This window comes from Streptomyces sp. NBC_00273 (assembly GCF_036178145.1).
Classification (GTDB): Bacteria; Actinomycetota; Actinomycetes; order Streptomycetales; family Streptomycetaceae; genus Streptomyces.
The window spans coordinates 3,279,571-3,295,427 of the sequence record NZ_CP108067.1 but is presented as its reverse complement, the minus strand read 5'-3'; the positions used below and the strand labels follow the sequence as shown (position 1 = coordinate 3,295,427).

Here is a 15,857-nt window from a genome sequence, read left to right as displayed (position 1 = left end):
CTGGCGCCATGCCGTACGAAGCACCCACCCACACCGTCGAGCGCTCCCTCCGTGCAACCACCGGCGCCAAGGTCATCGCCGGGGTCGACGAAGTCGGACGAGGGGCCTGGGCCGGACCCGTCACCGTGTGTGCGGCGATCACCGGCTTGCGCCGGCCGCCCGCCGGGCTCACCGACTCCAAACTGCTCACCCCCAAGCGGCGCGACGCCCTGCTCGATGTCCTGGAGGACTGGGTCACCGCGTACGCACTCGGGCACTCCTCGCCCGAGGAGATCGACGAACTGGGGATGACGGCCGCCCTCCGACTGGCGGCGGAGCGCGCGCTGGAGGCGCTGCCGGTGCGGCCCGACGCGGTGATACTCGACGGTAAGCACGACTATCTCGGCCCGCCCTGGCGGGTCCGTACGGTGATCAAGGGCGACCAGTCCTGCATCGCCGTCGCCGCGGCCTCGGTCATCGCCAAGGTCCGCCGCGACCGCATGATGGCCGAACTCGGGGAACGGGGCGGTGGAATCGAAGACTTCGCCTTCGCCGCCAACGCCGGGTACCCCTCGCCGGTGCACCGGGCGGCGCTGGAGGAGCTGGGGCCCACCCCCTACCACCGGCTCTCGTGGTCGTACCTCGACGCGCTGCCGCGGTGGCGCCATCTCAAGAAGGTGCGTCGCAGCGAGGAGTCGATGGAACTGGAAAACGGAGGCCAACTCGGCTTCGATTTCTGATCGCACGTGTGTGCCACCAACCGGTACGTTTCGTACCGGTGTTTGATAGATATCAACTCATGCCTCTCACCCCCGCCATCGAGGAGCCTCAGATTCACGAGAGTGCCCAGGGTCCCCGCGTCACGCCGGCCGCGAGCCGCACCGCGCAGACCCCCCGCCCCGTACCTGGTCCGCGTCCCGCCGCCGTACCGCGGCCCGGCCGCCCCGGTCCCGCCCGGCCCGCACCGCCCGCGCAGCGTGCGCCGCAGGCCACCCCCGGACCCGTTCCCGCGGCCCCTGCCGCTGCCCCCACCACACCGTCCGTCTCCGCGGCGGTGCCGCAGATCCAGCTGATCCCGGCCTCCGCCGAGGGCGCGCTGGACGCGGCCGAAGAGGCCGTCGACCTGCTGCTCGACACCGGGCGCGCGCCCGGCGACATCCTGGTGCTCACCAGTGGCGACCCGCACCCGTGGGCCGCGCACGAACTGTCCTTCGGCGAGGCCGCGTACTGGGCCCTGCACGACGCCGGGGACGACGTCTTCTATGCGGACGCGGCGCAGGTCCAGCGTGCCGCCGGCCGTCCTGTCGTGGTCTTCGCGGCCAACGGCGGAGCGGTCGACACCGTCGCGGGCGCCCTGCCGGTCGCGCTCACCCGGGCGGGTGCGCTGCTGATCGTGTGCGGTGACCCGCAGCAGATCAACTCCGTGCTGGGTGCGGGCGTCTGACGCCCTGTACCCCGGCACGGGCGAGGGGCGGGGCGGGCCACGGGCCGGCCCCGCTGAAGCCCGCGCCGGGGCCCGAGTCGGAGCCCGAGGCCTGATCCGCCGTACGCCCGTTCCTGGGTGTACGGCCGTGAGGCATGCCCGCACGCAAGGCGGCGACCCTGCCGGTCGTACGGGTGGCAGCCGCCCGGGCGCGGCCAGCCACACGGGCGCGAGCCGTAGCGCCGGGGGCCCTCCGGGGTCAGCGCGCGGCGGTCCGCCGCAGGGCCTCGACCGCGCCGCCCCCGGTGTGCAGGGCCAGCGGAGAGAACTCGGCCACGGTGTCGCCCAGGCGCTGCGGCCGCGAATCGGAGCTCGGGCGCCGACCGCCACGGCCCTCGCCCACCACCTGCCAGCCCCCGTGGGTCAGCGTGATGTACGCGCCGCAGCGCAGGCCGTGCAGGGTGCAGGCGTCCCGCAGCCCCCACATCCACGCCCCGTCCTCCTCGGTCCACTGCTCATCGCCCTCGCGGCAGTAGAGCAGCACCGCCGTCCGCACCGGGGTCCGTCTGCGCAGGTCGTGCGGCAGGACCCGGCGCAGCCGGGACAGCAGGGCGTTGCGGTACTCCCAGCCGTCGGCCGAGGTCGACCGCTGCACGAAGGAGGCGCTCGCCACGAGCTGCTCCTCCGGCCCGAGGACGGCGATGACCGCGGTCGAGGGCACGGGGCTGTGCCGGGAGTGCAGCCCGCTCACGATTTCGCGCGGATTGCTGAGCAGCGGAATGCCCGCCGCCGTCCATTCCGCGGGTTCCAGCAGTCTGCCGTGCCGGCTTGTGCCGCCGGTGGCTGTAGCCAGGGACGTGGTCGGGGGCGGCGCGAATCCGAAGGTCACGGTCCTCCCTTCGGGTACACGCCCGCGAACGGGCACGGTGGAGTCAGGGCGCGCCGCAGCGCGGCCCAGGAGGGTGCCGAGGAGCCGAGCGGGAGCACCCCAATTCTCGCGTGGCTTCTGAGCATGCGGCAACGAGCAATTGACGCCGCCGACCGGAATTCGCCGGTATGCCGTTCATATCCTTGCCCCGCCACGCCGAAGATGACGCATTCGGCTAGCCCTGAAGCGCCAGCACCAGCGGGAACACCTCTTTCGCGCCCGCCCGCCGCAACAGCCGGGCAGCCACCGCGATGGTCCACCCGCTCTCCGTGCGGTCGTCGACGAGCAGCACCGGGCCCGCGGACTGCGCCAGCGCATCGGCCAGCGGCTGGGGCACGGTGAGGGCTTGGTGGAGCCCCCGCACCCGCTGCGCGCTGTTCGAGGACACCGACCCGAACTCCGGAGCCTGGTCGGTGTAGGCGAGCGCGCCGAGCAGCGGCATCCGTCCGATCTCCGCGATCCGCGCGGCCAGCGAACCGATCAGCTGGGGGTGGCTGCGCGACGGGAGCGCGACCACGCCCACCGGCCGGGCCGGTGCGTCCGGCGCCCCCGACGCCCAGCCGCCGGGGCCCCGGGCCCAGTCGGCGAGCACCGCGACCACGGCCTGCGCCACGTCGTCCGGAACCGGCTGGTCCGGAGCCTGCGGGGCCAGCATCGGGCGCAGCCGGTTGCCCCACCCGATGTCGGACAGCCGACCCAGCGCGCGGCCCGTCGAGGCCTGCTCTCCGGCGGGGATGCGCCCCTTGAGGTCGACGCCGACCGCCGCGAGCCCGGTCGGCCACATCTTGCGCGGCTCCAGTTCCACGCCCGGGCGGCCGAGTTCACCGCGCGCGGTGTTCAGCGCGGTGGTGGACACCTCCGCCGTGAACCGGGCCCCCGCGCAGTTGTCACAGCGGCCGCAGGGCGCCGCCTCCTCGTCGTCGAGCTGGCGGCGCAGGAACTCCATCCGGCATCCGGTGGCCGCGGCGTAGTCGCGCATGGCCTGCTGTTCCGTGGCCCGCTGGCGGGCGACCCACGCGTAGCGCTCGGCGTCGTAGGCCCAGGGCTCGCCCGTCGAGGTCCAGCCGCCCTTGACGCGGTGCACGGCGCCGTCGACGTCGAGCACCTTGAGCATGGTCTCCAGCCGGGTGCGGCGCAGGTCGACCAGCGGCTCCATGGCGGGCAGCGACAGCGGCCGGCCGGCCCGGGCCAGGACGTCGAGCGTGCGGCGCACCTGCTCCTCCGGCGGGAAGGCCACCGAGGCGAAGTACTGCCAGATCGCCTCGTCCTCCCGGCCGGGGAGCAGCAGGACCTCCGCGTGCTCCACGCCACGGCCCGCGCGGCCGACCTGCTGGTAGTAGGCGATGGGGGAGGAGGGCGAGCCGAGGTGCACCACGAAGCCCAGGTCAGGCTTGTCGAAGCCCATCCCGAGGGCGGAGGTGGCCACGAGCGCCTTGACCCGGTTCGCCTGGAGGTCGTCCTCGGCCTGCTGACGGTCGGCGTTCTCCGTCTTGCCGGTGTACGAGGCCACGGTGTGCCCCCGGTGGCGCAGGTAGGCGGTGACCTCCTCGGCGGCCGCCACGGTCAGCGTGTAGATGATCCCGGAGCCGGGCAGGTCCCCGAGGTGGTCGGCGAGCCAGGCCAGCCGGTGGGCCGCGTCGGGCAGGGTCAGCACGGCCAGGCTCAGGCTCTCGCGGTCCAGAGGACCGCGCAGCACCAGGGCGTCCGTACCGGCCCCGGTGCCGAGCTGTTCCGCGACGTCGGCGGTCACGCGGGCATTGGCCGTGGCGGTCGTGGCGAGCACGGGGACGCCCGGCGGCAGGTCGGCCAGCATGGTGCGCAGCCGGCGGTAGTCGGGGCGGAAGTCGTGACCCCAGTCGGAGATGCAGTGCGCTTCGTCGACCACGAGCAGCCCGGTCGCGGCGGAGAGCTTGGGGAGGACCTGGTCGCGGAAATCGGGGTTGTTGAGCCGTTCGGGACTCACCAGCAGGACGTCGACCTGACCCGCCGCCACCTCGGCCTGGATGCCCTCCCACTCCTCGGGGTTGGCGGAGTTGATGGTGCGGGCGTGGATCCCGGCCCGGGCCGCGGCCTCGACCTGATTGCGCATCAGCGCGAGGAGCGGGGAGACGATCACGGTGGGGCCGGCGCCGTTCGCCCGCAGCAGTGAGGTGGCGACGAAGTACACCGCGGACTTGCCCCAGCCGGTGCGCTGCACCACCAGCGCCCGCCGCTTGTGCGCCACGAGGGCCTCGATCGCCCGCCACTGGTCCTCGCGCAGCCTGGCGGCACCCGTGGGATCGCCCACGAGACGGGCTAGTACGGAGTCGGCCGAGGACCTCAGGTCTGCGTTCATACCCCCATGCAACCCGATGCCTCCGACATCGCGCCAATGCCGGTCCGGACCTGTGGACGGCGGCGGAGGGAGTTATCCACAGGGCTTTCGGGATCGGATCATGCGCGGGACCTTCGTGGCATGACGAACAACCACGAATCACGCACCCCGTCCGACCGGCCCTCCATCAGCCCGGCCGGAGCCACCACCGGCCCCCAGATCACCCTGCGCGGCCCGGCAGAACTGGCCGACGCGCTGCCCTACATGCTCGGCTTCCACCCGACCGACTCCCTCGTCATGGTCGCCGTGCACGGCGAGGGCGGGCGCTTCGGCGGCCGGCTCCGCGTCGGCATCCCCAGCTCGTCCGCGGAATGGGAGGACACCGCCCGACAGGTCGCCGAATGCCTGATCACGGGCAGTGAACGGCGCGGCGGCAAGCCCGACGGCATCGTCGTCTACCTGTGCCAGGAGCCGCGCGAGGAGGAGAACGGTCGGCGGGTGATGACCCGGCTGCGGCCGCTCGCCCAGCGGATCCGGTTGGCCTGCGGCGCACTGGACGTGCCCGTACTGGAGGCCCTGTGCCTGTCCGCAGGACGGTTCTGGTCCTACGTCTGCCCCGACGAGCGGTGCTGTCCGGCCGAGGGCAGCCGGTTGGCCGCCGTCGGTACCTCGGTGCTGGCGGCGACGGCCACCTTCGCCGGACTCCAGGTCCGGGGCTCCCTCAAGGAGATCGAGGGCAGGATGGCACCGCTGCGCGGGGCCGTGGCCGAGGAGGCGGAGCGGGCCCTCGACCGGGCCGCCGCCGCCCTGATGCCCAAGATCCTCGACGGGGCCACCCGAGGGGAGGTCGGCGCCGAGACCATCGCCCTGGCACGGACCCTGATGCGGCGGCTGACGCTGGCACCTCCCGCCGAGGGCGGGGCCCACGCCGACGACTGGGACGACGCGCTGCTCGGCCACGACGAGGCTGCCTCACTGATCCTGGGCCTCCAGGACCGCGAGATCCGGGACATCGCGGCGGAATGGATGGAGGACGAGGACGCGGCCCCGGCCCTGCGGCTGTGGCGGGCCCTGGCCCGGCGCTGCGTCGGGGCCTACGGCGAGCACGCCGCGGCCCCGCTCACCCTCGCCGGCTGGGTCTCGTGGTCGACGGGGGACGAGCCGACCGCCCGGATCGCCTTCGGCCTGGCCCTGCGGGCGGACGCCGAGTACCGCTTCGCCCAGCTGCTCCACCACGCGTGCAACGAAGGGATCGACCCCGAGGGGCTGCGGCAGTGCCTGCGGGAGGAGCGCCGCCGCCGGGAGCCCCGGCGGCGCCGCTCGGCCGGTACCCGTCCTCCCGGCCGACGGGGCCGCTCGACCCCCCGCCGCGGGTCCCGCCGTACTGCGGGGAGCGAACAGTGAGCGCGCACCGGTTCACGTCGTCCGGCGGTCCGGTGCGACTGCTCCGGTCCGCCCTGGGCAGGGCCCGGCGGCGGGGGCTTCACCCCCGGGACGCCCGGACGGCCCCCGGGCCCGTGACCCGGGCGGGGGTGGGGGCGTTCAGTTGGGGGGTGGTGCGGCCCCGGCCGTGCCGCCGCCCAGCTGAACCGACCGGAGCGCAGACAAGGCGACACATGTCCCTCCCCGCACCTCCCCGTCCACCCGGCGCGCCCGCCGCCCGTAGGTCCGAACTGCCGCCCGTGCACGGCGCCGTCCTCTGCGTCGCCGCGCCCTGTCTGGTCATCTCCCCGGAGCACGGTCAGCTGACCGGGCGCGGGATCGACGGGATCTACCGGTCCGGGCGCCGCCTGCTCTCCCGCTGCGTACTACGTGTCGGCGGCCGGGACCCGGTCGCCGTGCAAGGGCGCAGCCTCGCTGCCGACCGGGCCGTCTTCACCGCTACCGTGCGCACCGGCGCCGAGCCCGGCCCCGACCCCGACATCGGTGTGGAAAGGGTCCGGCACGCGGACGGCACCGAGCGGATCACCCTGCGCAGCTTCGCGGCCCGGCCGGTACGCCTGCCCGTGGAGGTGCTGCTCGGCACCGACCTCGCGGAGCTGGCCGCCGTGGCCGCCGGGCGCGCCGGGCCGGAGCTGCCCGCCGGGGTGCACGCCGCCGGGCTGCGCTGGAGTACCGGCGAGGCGCAGGCCGTGACCGCCGCCGACCCGCCGCCGGACGACGCGCTGGCTTCGGCGGGGCTGCTGCGCTGGCAGCTCGAACTGGCTCCCGGCGAATCCCGCACCATCGAGCTGCGGACCACCCAGCACCGGGTGGGGCGGGCTCCCGCCGGGCAGGTGGCCAACCCGCTGGCCGACGCCCGGGCCGAAGGGGACGACCCGAGGGCCGAGGCATGGTTTCGGACCAGCGTCGAGGACCTGGGCGCGCTGCTCCTGCGGGACCCCGAGGAGCCGGGCGACGCCTTCGCCGCGGCGGGAGCGCCCTGGAGGCTGGGCCTGGCCCCGGCGGAATCGCTCTGGGCCGCCCGGATGGCGCTGCCGCTCGGAACCGGTCTCGCCGCGGCCACCCTGCGCATTCTTGCCCGGACCCAGACCGAAGAGCGGGGACCCGACCTCGGGAAGATCCCGGGCCCGCTGCGCGGAGCGGGCGCGCAGCTTCCACCGGGGTGCACCGGCACCGAGGCGACCCTGGCCTTCCCCGCGGTGCTGGCCGAGGCCCGGCTGTGGGGCCTGCCCGAAAGGGAAGTGGCCCGGCTGCTTCCGACCGCCGAGCGGTGCCTGCACTGGCTGCGTGGCGCGCTGGGGGAGGACGGTTTCCTGGCCGATCCCGACCCGGGCCCGCGGCGCTGCGAGACCCAGGTCCACGCCCATCGGGCCGCCGTGCTCGGCGCCGATCTGCTCGCCGCGTGCGGACGGCCCGGGGCACAGGAATGGCGGGAGCGGGCGGTCGGGATGCGGGAGCGGTTCCGGGCCGGGTTCTGGATCGACGGTCCGGACGGCGGCCGGCCCGCTTCGGCCCTCCACCCCGACGGGAGGCCGCTGCCACGACTGACGGGGGCCGCCGCCCATCTGCTCGACACCGGACTGCTCAGTGGCGGCCGGCTCGCCCCCGGACTCCTGGACGGCACCCGCGCCGAGCAACTGGCCCGGTTGCTCGGAGCCCCCGCCATGGATTCCGGATGGGGGCTGCGGAGCATGGCCGTCAAGGAGCCGGGATACAACCCGTTCGGTCACCGTTCGGGCGCCGTGCGGGCGTACGAGAGCGCGGTGGCCGTGGCGGGCCTGGCCCAGGCCGGCTTCGCGAAGGAGGCCGCCGGCCTGCTCGGAGGCCTGCTGGACGCGGCGGAGGCCTTCGGGTACCGGCTACCGGAGATGTTCGCTGCCGAGCAGCGCACCGCGGGCAGCGCCCCGGTGCCGCACCCGGCGGCCTGCCGACCGGCCGCAGTGGCCGCGGCGGCCGGGATCCACGCGCTGACCGCCCTCGCCGGTATCCGCCCCGACGCCCCCGCGGGCACGGTCGCCCTCGCGCCCCTCTCCGGAGCCCCCCTGGGCGGGCTCAGACTTTCGGGCCTACGGGTGGCGGGGGAGCCCTTCGCCGTCCGGATCAGCCGGCTCGGCCTCGGCATGGTGGAGGAGGCGGCCGATGCGCTCCAGTTGGGCGGTTGAACGCGCTCACCCCGTTCAGGCCGGACCGTCCGATCGATCGGAGGCCCCTCACCTTCGGGGCACTGTCTTCAAGGTCACCAAAGCGCTGTTTATCGTCAGGCAGACGACTATGATCGCGGCATGTCGCCCTACGACCCGTCGGCCTATCCGCCCTTCGCCGTCACCGTCGACCTGGTCGTGCTCACCGTGCGGCGCCACGCGCTCTGCGCGCTGGTCGTCCGCAGAGGTGAGCAGCCGTTCCAGGGGAGCTGGGCGCTGCCCGGAGGCTTCGTCCGCGGGGACGAGGACCTGGCGGGGGCCGCCGCCAGGGAGCTCTCCGAAGAGACCGGCCTGTGCGCGCACGACCCCGCCCTGCCCGGCGCGGGCAACGGGGCGCACCTCGAACAGCTGGCCACCTACGGCGATCCGAAGCGGGATCCGCGGATGCGTGTCGTCAGCGTGGCGCACCTGGTGCTGGCTCCGGACCTGCCTGCGCCCCGGGCCGGTGGCGACGCCAACAGCGCGCGCTGGGCCCCGGTCGACGAGGTGCTGGCCGACACCGACGAAGCCTCTACGGGGCTCGCCTTCGACCATGCCCGGATCCTCGCCGACGGTGTGGAGCGGGCCCGCTCGAAGATCGAGTACTCCTCGCTGGCCACTGCCTTCTGTCCGCCGGAGTTCACCGTCGGCGAGCTGCGCCGGGTCTACGAGGCGGTCTGGGGCGTGTCCCTCGACCCGCGCAACTTCCACCGCAAGGTCACGGGCACTCCCGGATTCCTGGTGCCGGCCGGAGGCACGACGACCCGTCAGGGTGGGCGTCCAGCCCAGTTGTTCCGGGCGGGCGGGGCCACCCTCCTCAACCCGCCGATGCTGCGTCCGGAAGTCTGACACCGCGGCGTACGAGGTGCCGTCGGCAGCTGTGGGACCGCCGTGCGCGATCCCAGGACCGGGTCTGATCCCAGGACCCGGTCCGGTACCGGGTCCGGACCCGCCGTCCGTGCGGGACCCGGCGGCAGTATCGGCATTCCATCGGACCGGTTGCGCTGAATATCGGACATATCGCGTTATCTTGCCTGGGGTACCCACCCTGCCGCTGAGCGGTCTCACCCCCCGCGAGAGAAGCGATGCTCCAGGCCATCGGACTCACCAGCAAGCCCCGCCCCGACGCCCCGCCCCTCGTGGACGACCTCACCTTCGAGGCCCGCCCGGGGCATGTGACCGCCCTGCTCGGCGATCCGGGATCGGGCAAGACCACCGCACTGCGGCTCATGCTCGAACTCGAACCGGGCCGCGGCGTCACCTACTTCCGCGGCCGCGCGCTGCACCGGATCCCGCACCCCGGCCGTGAGGTCGGAGTGCTCCTCGGCGACGTTCCCGGCAACCCCGCGCGGACCGTCCGCAACCAGCTGCGGATGCTCTGCGCCGCGGCCGGGGTACCGGCTTCCCGGGCCGACACCATGTTGGAGGTCGTCGGCATCGCGGGCCTGCGCGACCAGCGCCTCGGCTCGCTGTCGCTCGGCATGGAGCGCCGGGTCGCACTGGCCTCGGCGCTGCTCGCCGATCCGTGCACCCTGCTGCTCGACGAGCCGGGTGCCGGACTCTCCCCCCGCGAACGCGGCTGGCTGCACGGTCTGCTGCGCGGCCACGCCTCACTCGGCGGCGCGGTGCTCTTCACCACCGACGACGCCAAGGAGGCGGCCCGCAGCGCCGACCGCGTCGTCAGCATCGAGGCGGGCCGGCTCGTTGCCGACCAGGACGCGGCCGATTTCGCCCGGACCAGGCTGCGTCCGAGGGTCGCCGTGCGCACCCCGCACGCGGCCCGGCTGGCCGACGTACTGGGCCGAGAAGCCAGGGCCGCCCGGCGCTCCGTGGAGATCGTCGCCGAGAGCGGCAGCCGCCTGTCGGTGTACGGCAGCAACTGCGCCGAGATCGGCGAGGCGGCGTTCCGCAACGGCGTGCTGGTCCATCAGCTCGCCGACGAGACGGGCGACGCCGGTGCGCCGACGGCGCCGGTCCCGGCCGCGCGCACCGCGGCCGGAACGTCGCCGGAGTCCGACGCGGCCCGCACCGAGGCCGTCACCGAGACGTCCGCCGAACACCCCCGGCAGATCCGCCCCGGGCGCCCGACCTCGGCCGTGCGCCGCGTGGGCGGCCCGCTGCGTCCCCTGCGCTACGAGTTGCTCCGGGTCTTCGGGACCGCCACCCCCGTCCTCACCGCCGCCCTCGTCGTCGCCGTCTCCGTCCTCACCGCCCTGGTACTGGCCCGGACCGGGCAGACCCCGCAGAACCGGCTGCTCTCCGCCTGGCCCGAACTGCTGCCGCTACCGCCCGCCGCCCTGGGCGCGGGCCTGCTCGGCGCCCTGGCCTTCGGTGAGGAGTACCGCTACCCCGCACTCGCCGCCGACCGGGGCACCGTGCCCCGCCGGATGGGGCTGCTCACCGCCAAGCTGGGCATCAGCGCCGCCCTCGCGCTGCTGCTGGGCGCTCTGACGGTGGCCGCCGACGCCGCCGCCCTCGCGCTGGTCTTCGACACCGGTCCGCTGCGCACCCCGGTGGAGTGGCTCTCCCCGGCCGTGAGTTGGGCCGGACTGCTCGTCGGCTGCTCCTGGGCCGGCGTACTGGCCTCCGGTGTCTTCCGGTCCGCCACCGCGGGACTGGCCGCGGTGCTCGCCGTACCGGTGATGGTGGTTCCGCTGGTGCGCAAGGCGCTGGAGGGCTCGTCCGCGTACCCGTCGACCGGGCTCGGGTCCCGCCTGCGCGGCCTGACCTGGGGACAGTGGCCGCCGGAGGTCGACCGCCTACTGGTGGGGGCCCTCCGGGTGATGGCCCAACCCGTCGGGACCGCACTGCTGTTGTCGCTGATGGTCCTGTTGTGCGCCTATGGGTTCACCGGACTGCGCAGCCGGGTCCGTTGGTGATCGTTCCGGTTCGGGAGAAGTCGCGGACGGGACCGTTGCGGTCCGTGTCACGTCAAGCGGACCGCAACTCCCCGCAAAACGTCTGGTTCTTTACGATAAGTCGTCAATTGCGTAGGTGGCACCGATCACCCTTTCGTGTGCTTTTCACCAAAGACCTCAAGGGTCATGGAGGCACGGCCGACAAAGGATTCGTGAGTACCCTTGCGCACACCATGATGACCGCCGCCCGCCACGCCGACTCCGGCCTCGCCGGCCCGGGCGAACTCGACCGCTACCCCTACGCGGAGACCCCCGGGTCCGACCGCGTCGGAGCGCCCCACTGGGACGGTGCCGACGTCGAGTTGAGCCGCGTCGGCCGCCGAGCGGCAGGCAGCCGTGGACGCGGACTGCACGGCCAACTCGTCCAACAACTCGGCCAGATGATCGTTTCCGGCGACCTCGGGGCGGACCGCCCGCTGGTCCCCGAGGAAATCGGCCAGCGCTTCGAGGTCTCCCGCACGGTCGTCCGCGAATCGCTGCGGGTCCTGGAGGCCAAGGGCCTCGTCAGTGCCCGCCCCAACGTCGGCACCCGGGTCCGCCCCGTCGCCGACTGGAACCTGCTCGACCCCGACATCATCGAATGGCGCGCCTTCGGTCCCCAGCGCGACGACCAGCGCCGCGAGCTCGGCGAGCTCCGCTGGACCATCGAGCCGCTCGCCGCCCGCCTCGCCGCCGGCCACGGCCGGCCGGACATCCAGCAGCGCCTCTCGGACATGGTCGAGATCATGGGCCACGCCCTCGGCCAGGGCGACGCGATCACCTTCGCGCGCGCCGACAACGAATTCCACGCGCTCCTCATCCAGGTCGCCGGAAACCGCATGCTGGAGCACCTCTCCGGCATCGTGACCGCCGCCCTCCAGGTCTCCGGCAGCCCGATCACCGCCTGCGACCGCCCGAGCGAGACCTGCGTCGCACACCACGCGCGGATGGTCGAGGCCCTTGCCGCGGGTGACGCGACGGGCGCCGAGAACGCCATGCGCCAGCTCCTGACGGTTCATCCGGAGGTCGAGCGCGTGGTTCCCGCCCCGCGCGAGCACTGACGGGCGGACGCGCGGGGGCGCGGGGGTGCAGAACGTGTCGCCGGGCCCGGTCGGGTCCGGCGACACCGGCGTGAGGCCCCTTTCGTGGCGTTTCGGCACGCGCGAAGCGCCGGGTACGACCACAGGAGCGGCACTCGTGCGTACGGGGTGTGACTCGGGCCACGAATATTGGGCGTAACGCTCTGCGAGGTCACGCGATGACGTAAGAGGTGATGGCCGACGGAGGGAAGACAGCAGCCCTTGGGGGTGCTGTGCAGCTCCCCGGCCCCTGCCCGCGCCGCCGGCCCATCCCCGGTCGGTGGTCGTCGGCTCCGGTCCAGCACCACCAGGCCCGGGGTCGGAAGCCGTTCCCATCGTTCCGAGAGGTTGTTTGTGTCGGCCAGCACATCCCGTACGCTCCCGCCGGAGATCGCCGATTCCGAGTCTGTGATGGCGCTCATCGAGCGGGGCAAGGCCGAGGGGCAGATCGCCGGCGATGACGTGCGTCGGGCCTTCGAGGCTGACCAGATTCCTGCGACCCAGTGGAAGAATGTTCTGCGCAGCCTCAACCAGATCCTCGAGGAAGAGGGTGTGACGCTGATGGTCAGTGCCGCGGAGTCGCCCAAGCGCACCACCCGCAAGAGCGTCGCAGCCAAGAGCCCCGCCAAGCGGACGGCCACCGAGACCGTCAAGAAGACGGCGGCCAGGACGACGGCAGCGCAGCCCGCGGCCACCGCGGTCCCGGCAGCCGGGGCGGCGGACCCGGAGATCGTGGACGCGCTCGCGGGGGAGACCGGAACGGAGCCCGCCGCCAAGAAGACCGCGGCGAAGAAGACGGCCGCCAAGAAGGCCGCGCCCGCCAAGAAGACCGCTGCCAAGAAGACGGCGGCCAAGAAGACCGCCTCCAAGAAGGACGCGGACGAGGCGGGCGAGGACGAGACCGCGGACGAGGGTCCTGACGCCGTCAAGGCCGAGGCCGAGGAAGAGGAGGAGGGCGGGGAGAACAAGGGCTTCGTCATCTCCGACGACGAGGACGACGCCCCCGCCCAGCAGGTCGTGGTCGCCGGCGCCACCGCCGACCCGGTCAAGGACTACCTCAAGCAGATCGGCAAGGTCCCCCTCCTCAACGCCGAGCAGGAGGTGGAGCTCGCCAAGCGCATCGAGGCGGGTCTGTTCGCCGAGGACAAGCTGGCGAACTCCGACAAGCTGGCGCCCAAGCTCAAGCGCGAGCTGGAGATCATCGCCGAGGACGGACGCCGCGCGAAGAACCACCTGCTGGAGGCCAACCTCCGTCTCGTGGTCTCCCTCGCCAAGCGCTACACGGGCCGCGGCATGCTCTTCCTGGACCTGATCCAGGAGGGCAACCTGGGTCTGATCCGCGCGGTCGAGAAGTTCGACTACACCAAGGGCTACAAGTTCTCGACCTATGCCACGTGGTGGATCCGGCAGGCGATCACGCGTGCCATGGCCGACCAGGCACGGACCATCCGCATCCCGGTGCACATGGTCGAGGTCATCAACAAGCTCGCCCGCGTCCAGCGCCAGATGCTCCAGGACCTGGGCCGCGAGCCCACCCCGGAGGAGCTGGCCAAGGAACTCGACATGACCCCCGAGAAGGTCATCGAGGTCCAGAAGTACGGACGCGAGCCGATCTCCCTGCACACGCCGCTCGGTGAGGACGGCGACAGCGAGTTCGGTGACCTCATCGAGGACTCCGAGGCGGTCGTCCCGGCCGATGCGGTGAGCTTCACGCTGCTGCAGGAGCAGTTGCACTCGGTGCTCGACACCCTGAGCGAGCGCGAGGCCGGCGTGGTCTCGATGCGCTTCGGCCTCACGGACGGCCAGCCCAAGACCCTCGACGAGATCGGCAAGGTCTACGGGGTCACGCGCGAGCGGATCCGCCAGATCGAGTCGAAGACGATGTCGAAGCTCCGGCACCCGTCCCGCTCCCAGGTGCTGCGCGACTACCTGGACTGACCGGGCGGCTTTCGGCGGCGCCGGGCGCCGTCGAAAGCCGATGGGGACGACAGGACGACGGTGGCCGCGCGGGTGCGCTCGGCCACCGGGCGACCCACTCTGGGTGGAGTCATGAACACTCGGAGTCAGGAGGCCTCATGCGTCGTCCCTTTGCCCGTGCTCTGGCGGGAGCGCTGACCCTGGCGGCGGGAGCGGCCGCGGCGCCGTTCGCCCAGGTGCCACAGGCGGCCGCGGACAGCGTGGTGATCGGCGGGAAGCCGGTGAAGGTGGCCGACAGCCCCTGGGTCGTCGCCCTCGCCAGCCGTGACCGGTTCGGGGGTACGCGGGGCGGGCAGTTCTGCGGCGGTGTGGTCGTGTCCCCGACCAGGGTGCTGACGGCGGCGCACTGCCTGGGCAGCCAGGTGCTGGGAGGCCCGGTCGAGTCGGTGGCCGACTTCCGGGTGATCGCCGGGCGTACGGAGCTCCGGGCGGCCGAGGGCCGGGAGATCGCGGTGCGCGGGGCGAGGGTGAACCCGGCCTACGACCCGGCGAGCAATGCCGGGGACCTCGCCGTTCTGGAGCTGGCCGAGTCCGTACCGGCCCACTACGTGCTGCCCATGGCCGGGGCGGGGCATTCCGCCTACGCGGCGGGGACCGGGGCGGCGGTGTACGGCTGGGGCGACACGAGCGGCTTTGGTGACTACGCGTACGGGCTGCGTGCCGCCGGGGTGACGGTGTTCGCGGACGAGGTCTGCGAGCGCGCCTACCCCGGGGACGCGGACGGGCAGTACCGCGCGGCGTCCATGGTGTGCGCGGGGGACGGCGGCGGCGGCAAGGACGCCTGCCAGGGGGACAGCGGCGGGCCGCTGGTGGCGCAGGGCCGGCTCATCGGGCTGGTCTCGTGGGGCCGGGGCTGCGGGCGTGCCGACAGCCCCGGCGTCTACACGCGCGTCGCCCCGTTGGTCGACTTCGTGCTGGCCCCGGAGACGGGCGCGCAGCCCGGCGAGGTCCAGGGCATCGGATGGGGTGCCCACGGGGCCTCTGGGCCCCACTCAGGGCCCGTACAGGGGCGTCGCACGCCCTAGCTGAGGGGTCGCGGACGTGAGGACGGGCGGCACCCCTGGGTCTCAGGAGTGCCGCCCGTCGACCGGCCTAGCCGGTCCTGGCTCGTCGGATGCGAGGTATAGGCCTGTGTCAGCGGTCCTCGGGTTCGGCATGGGCAGCCGGAGCGGACGTGAGCCGCTCGGTCTCATCCTGTATTTCCGCGGCGATCTTCTTGAGTTCCGGCTCGAACTTGCGCCCGTGGTGGGCGCAGAAGAGCAGTTCACCGCCGCTCAGCAGGACGACGCGCAGATATGCCTGGGCGCCGCAACGGTCGCATCGGTCAGCGGCCGTCAGCGGGGTCGCGGGTGTCAGAACAGTAGTCACGTCGCCTCTTCTCTAGCTCGACGAGCTGTCGTACCAGGGTCAACATCCAACCAGGCCGAAAACGTTCCCGCTCGCGGCTTTTCCTCGAAACTTCCTTCCGAAGCTGGCCGGCTGTTGCCGGTTGGCGGCGAAGGAGCCGTATTGCGTTGCTTTACGGTTTCGCGTTGTCAGTCGTGCGCTTGTTGCAGTTCCATCCTCCCCCGGCGTGAGTGCCAGGTTGTTCATGAGGACGTGCCCGAACCCTAAATGGTTCATGCGCGGAAGGGAAC

At 73.2% G+C, this 15,857-nt stretch carries 12 protein-coding genes; 9 read left to right on the top strand and 3 right to left on the bottom strand.

Annotated features, from left to right (window positions below):
* The first annotated feature begins 8 nt into the window (after positions 1-8).
* Positions 9-719 (top strand): ribonuclease HII, encoded by a 711-nt coding sequence (locus tag OG386_RS13760; protein WP_327737801.1) that lies wholly within the window; start codon positions 9-11, stop codon positions 717-719.
* Between the two features lie 59 nt (positions 720-778).
* Entirely contained in the window at positions 779-1,423 is a 645-nt protein-coding gene (locus OG386_RS13755) for a hypothetical protein (RefSeq protein WP_328788417.1), read from the top strand.
* Between the two features lie 238 nt (positions 1,424-1,661).
* On the opposite strand, the gene OG386_RS13750 is transcribed toward OG386_RS13755, so the two are convergent.
* Together OG386_RS13750 and OG386_RS13745 are read right to left on the bottom strand one after the other, a co-directional pair.
* On the bottom strand, positions 1,662-2,291 hold the full coding sequence (locus OG386_RS13750) for a hypothetical protein (protein ID WP_266605704.1): 630 nt from the start codon (positions 2,289-2,291) through the stop codon (positions 1,662-1,664).
* A gap of 214 nt (positions 2,292-2,505) precedes the next feature.
* On the bottom strand, positions 2,506-4,665 hold the full coding sequence (locus tag OG386_RS13745; RefSeq protein ID WP_328788416.1) for a RecQ family ATP-dependent DNA helicase: 2,160 nt from the start codon (positions 4,663-4,665) through the stop codon (positions 2,506-2,508).
* Between the two features lie 120 nt (positions 4,666-4,785).
* On the opposite strand from OG386_RS13745, the gene OG386_RS13740 reads away from it, so the two are divergent.
* The 7 genes from OG386_RS13740 (at position 4,786) to OG386_RS13710 (ending at position 15,245) form a co-directional block, all read left to right on the top strand.
* Entirely contained in the window at positions 4,786-6,048 is a 1,263-nt protein-coding gene (locus tag OG386_RS13740) for a DUF4192 domain-containing protein (protein ID WP_328788415.1), read from the top strand.
* A 212-nt stretch (positions 6,049-6,260) separates the two neighbouring features.
* Complete coding sequence (locus OG386_RS13735; RefSeq protein WP_328788414.1) at positions 6,261-8,249, top strand: glycogen debranching N-terminal domain-containing protein; 1,989 nt, start codon at positions 6,261-6,263, stop codon at positions 8,247-8,249.
* Between the two features lie 120 nt (positions 8,250-8,369).
* Positions 8,370-9,116, top strand: a complete 747-nt coding sequence (locus tag OG386_RS13730; protein WP_327382894.1) for an NUDIX hydrolase — start codon at positions 8,370-8,372, stop codon at positions 9,114-9,116.
* A gap of 236 nt (positions 9,117-9,352) precedes the next feature.
* Positions 9,353-11,146: an ABC transporter ATP-binding protein gene (locus OG386_RS13725; RefSeq protein WP_328788413.1), complete on the top strand. Its 1,794-nt coding sequence runs from the start codon at positions 9,353-9,355 to the stop codon at positions 11,144-11,146.
* A gap of 191 nt (positions 11,147-11,337) precedes the next feature.
* The gene (locus OG386_RS13720) at positions 11,338-12,225 is read left to right on the top strand and encodes a FadR/GntR family transcriptional regulator (RefSeq protein ID WP_266605716.1); all 888 of its coding nucleotides are present in this window, start codon (positions 11,338-11,340) and stop codon (positions 12,223-12,225) included.
* A gap of 366 nt (positions 12,226-12,591) precedes the next feature.
* Positions 12,592-14,181, top strand: a complete 1,590-nt coding sequence (locus OG386_RS13715; RefSeq protein WP_328788412.1) for an RNA polymerase sigma factor — start codon at positions 12,592-12,594, stop codon at positions 14,179-14,181.
* A 137-nt stretch (positions 14,182-14,318) separates the two neighbouring features.
* Positions 14,319-15,245: a serine protease gene (locus OG386_RS13710; protein WP_328788411.1), complete on the top strand. Its 927-nt coding sequence runs from the start codon at positions 14,319-14,321 to the stop codon at positions 15,243-15,245.
* Positions 15,246-15,354: 109 nt separating this feature from the next.
* Here OG386_RS13710 and OG386_RS13705 read toward each other — a convergent pair whose 3' ends face one another.
* Positions 15,355-15,588 (bottom strand): DUF7455 domain-containing protein, encoded by a 234-nt coding sequence (locus OG386_RS13705; protein ID WP_030028922.1) that lies wholly within the window; start codon positions 15,586-15,588, stop codon positions 15,355-15,357.
* Between the last annotated feature and the right edge of the window lie 269 nt (positions 15,589-15,857).

Bases quoted from the DNA above. Each gene is read 5' to 3' on its own strand.
- OG386_RS13755 (WP_328788417.1), top strand. From the start codon at position 779: ATGCCTCTCACCCCCGCCATCGAGGAGCCTCAGATTCACGAGAGTGCC.
- OG386_RS13745 (WP_328788416.1), bottom strand. From the start codon at position 4,665: ATGAACGCAGACCTGAGGTCCTCGGCCGACTCCGTACTAGCCCGTCTC.
- OG386_RS13760 (WP_327737801.1), top strand. From the start codon at position 9: ATGCCGTACGAAGCACCCACCCACACCGTCGAGCGCTCCCTCCGTGCA.
- OG386_RS13725 (WP_328788413.1), top strand. From the start codon at position 9,353: ATGCTCCAGGCCATCGGACTCACCAGCAAGCCCCGCCCCGACGCCCCG.
- OG386_RS13710 (WP_328788411.1), top strand. From the start codon at position 14,319: ATGCGTCGTCCCTTTGCCCGTGCTCTGGCGGGAGCGCTGACCCTGGCG.
- OG386_RS13735 (WP_328788414.1), top strand. From the start codon at position 6,261: ATGTCCCTCCCCGCACCTCCCCGTCCACCCGGCGCGCCCGCCGCCCGT.
- OG386_RS13730 (WP_327382894.1), top strand. From the start codon at position 8,370: ATGTCGCCCTACGACCCGTCGGCCTATCCGCCCTTCGCCGTCACCGTC.
- OG386_RS13740 (WP_328788415.1), top strand. From the start codon at position 4,786: ATGACGAACAACCACGAATCACGCACCCCGTCCGACCGGCCCTCCATC.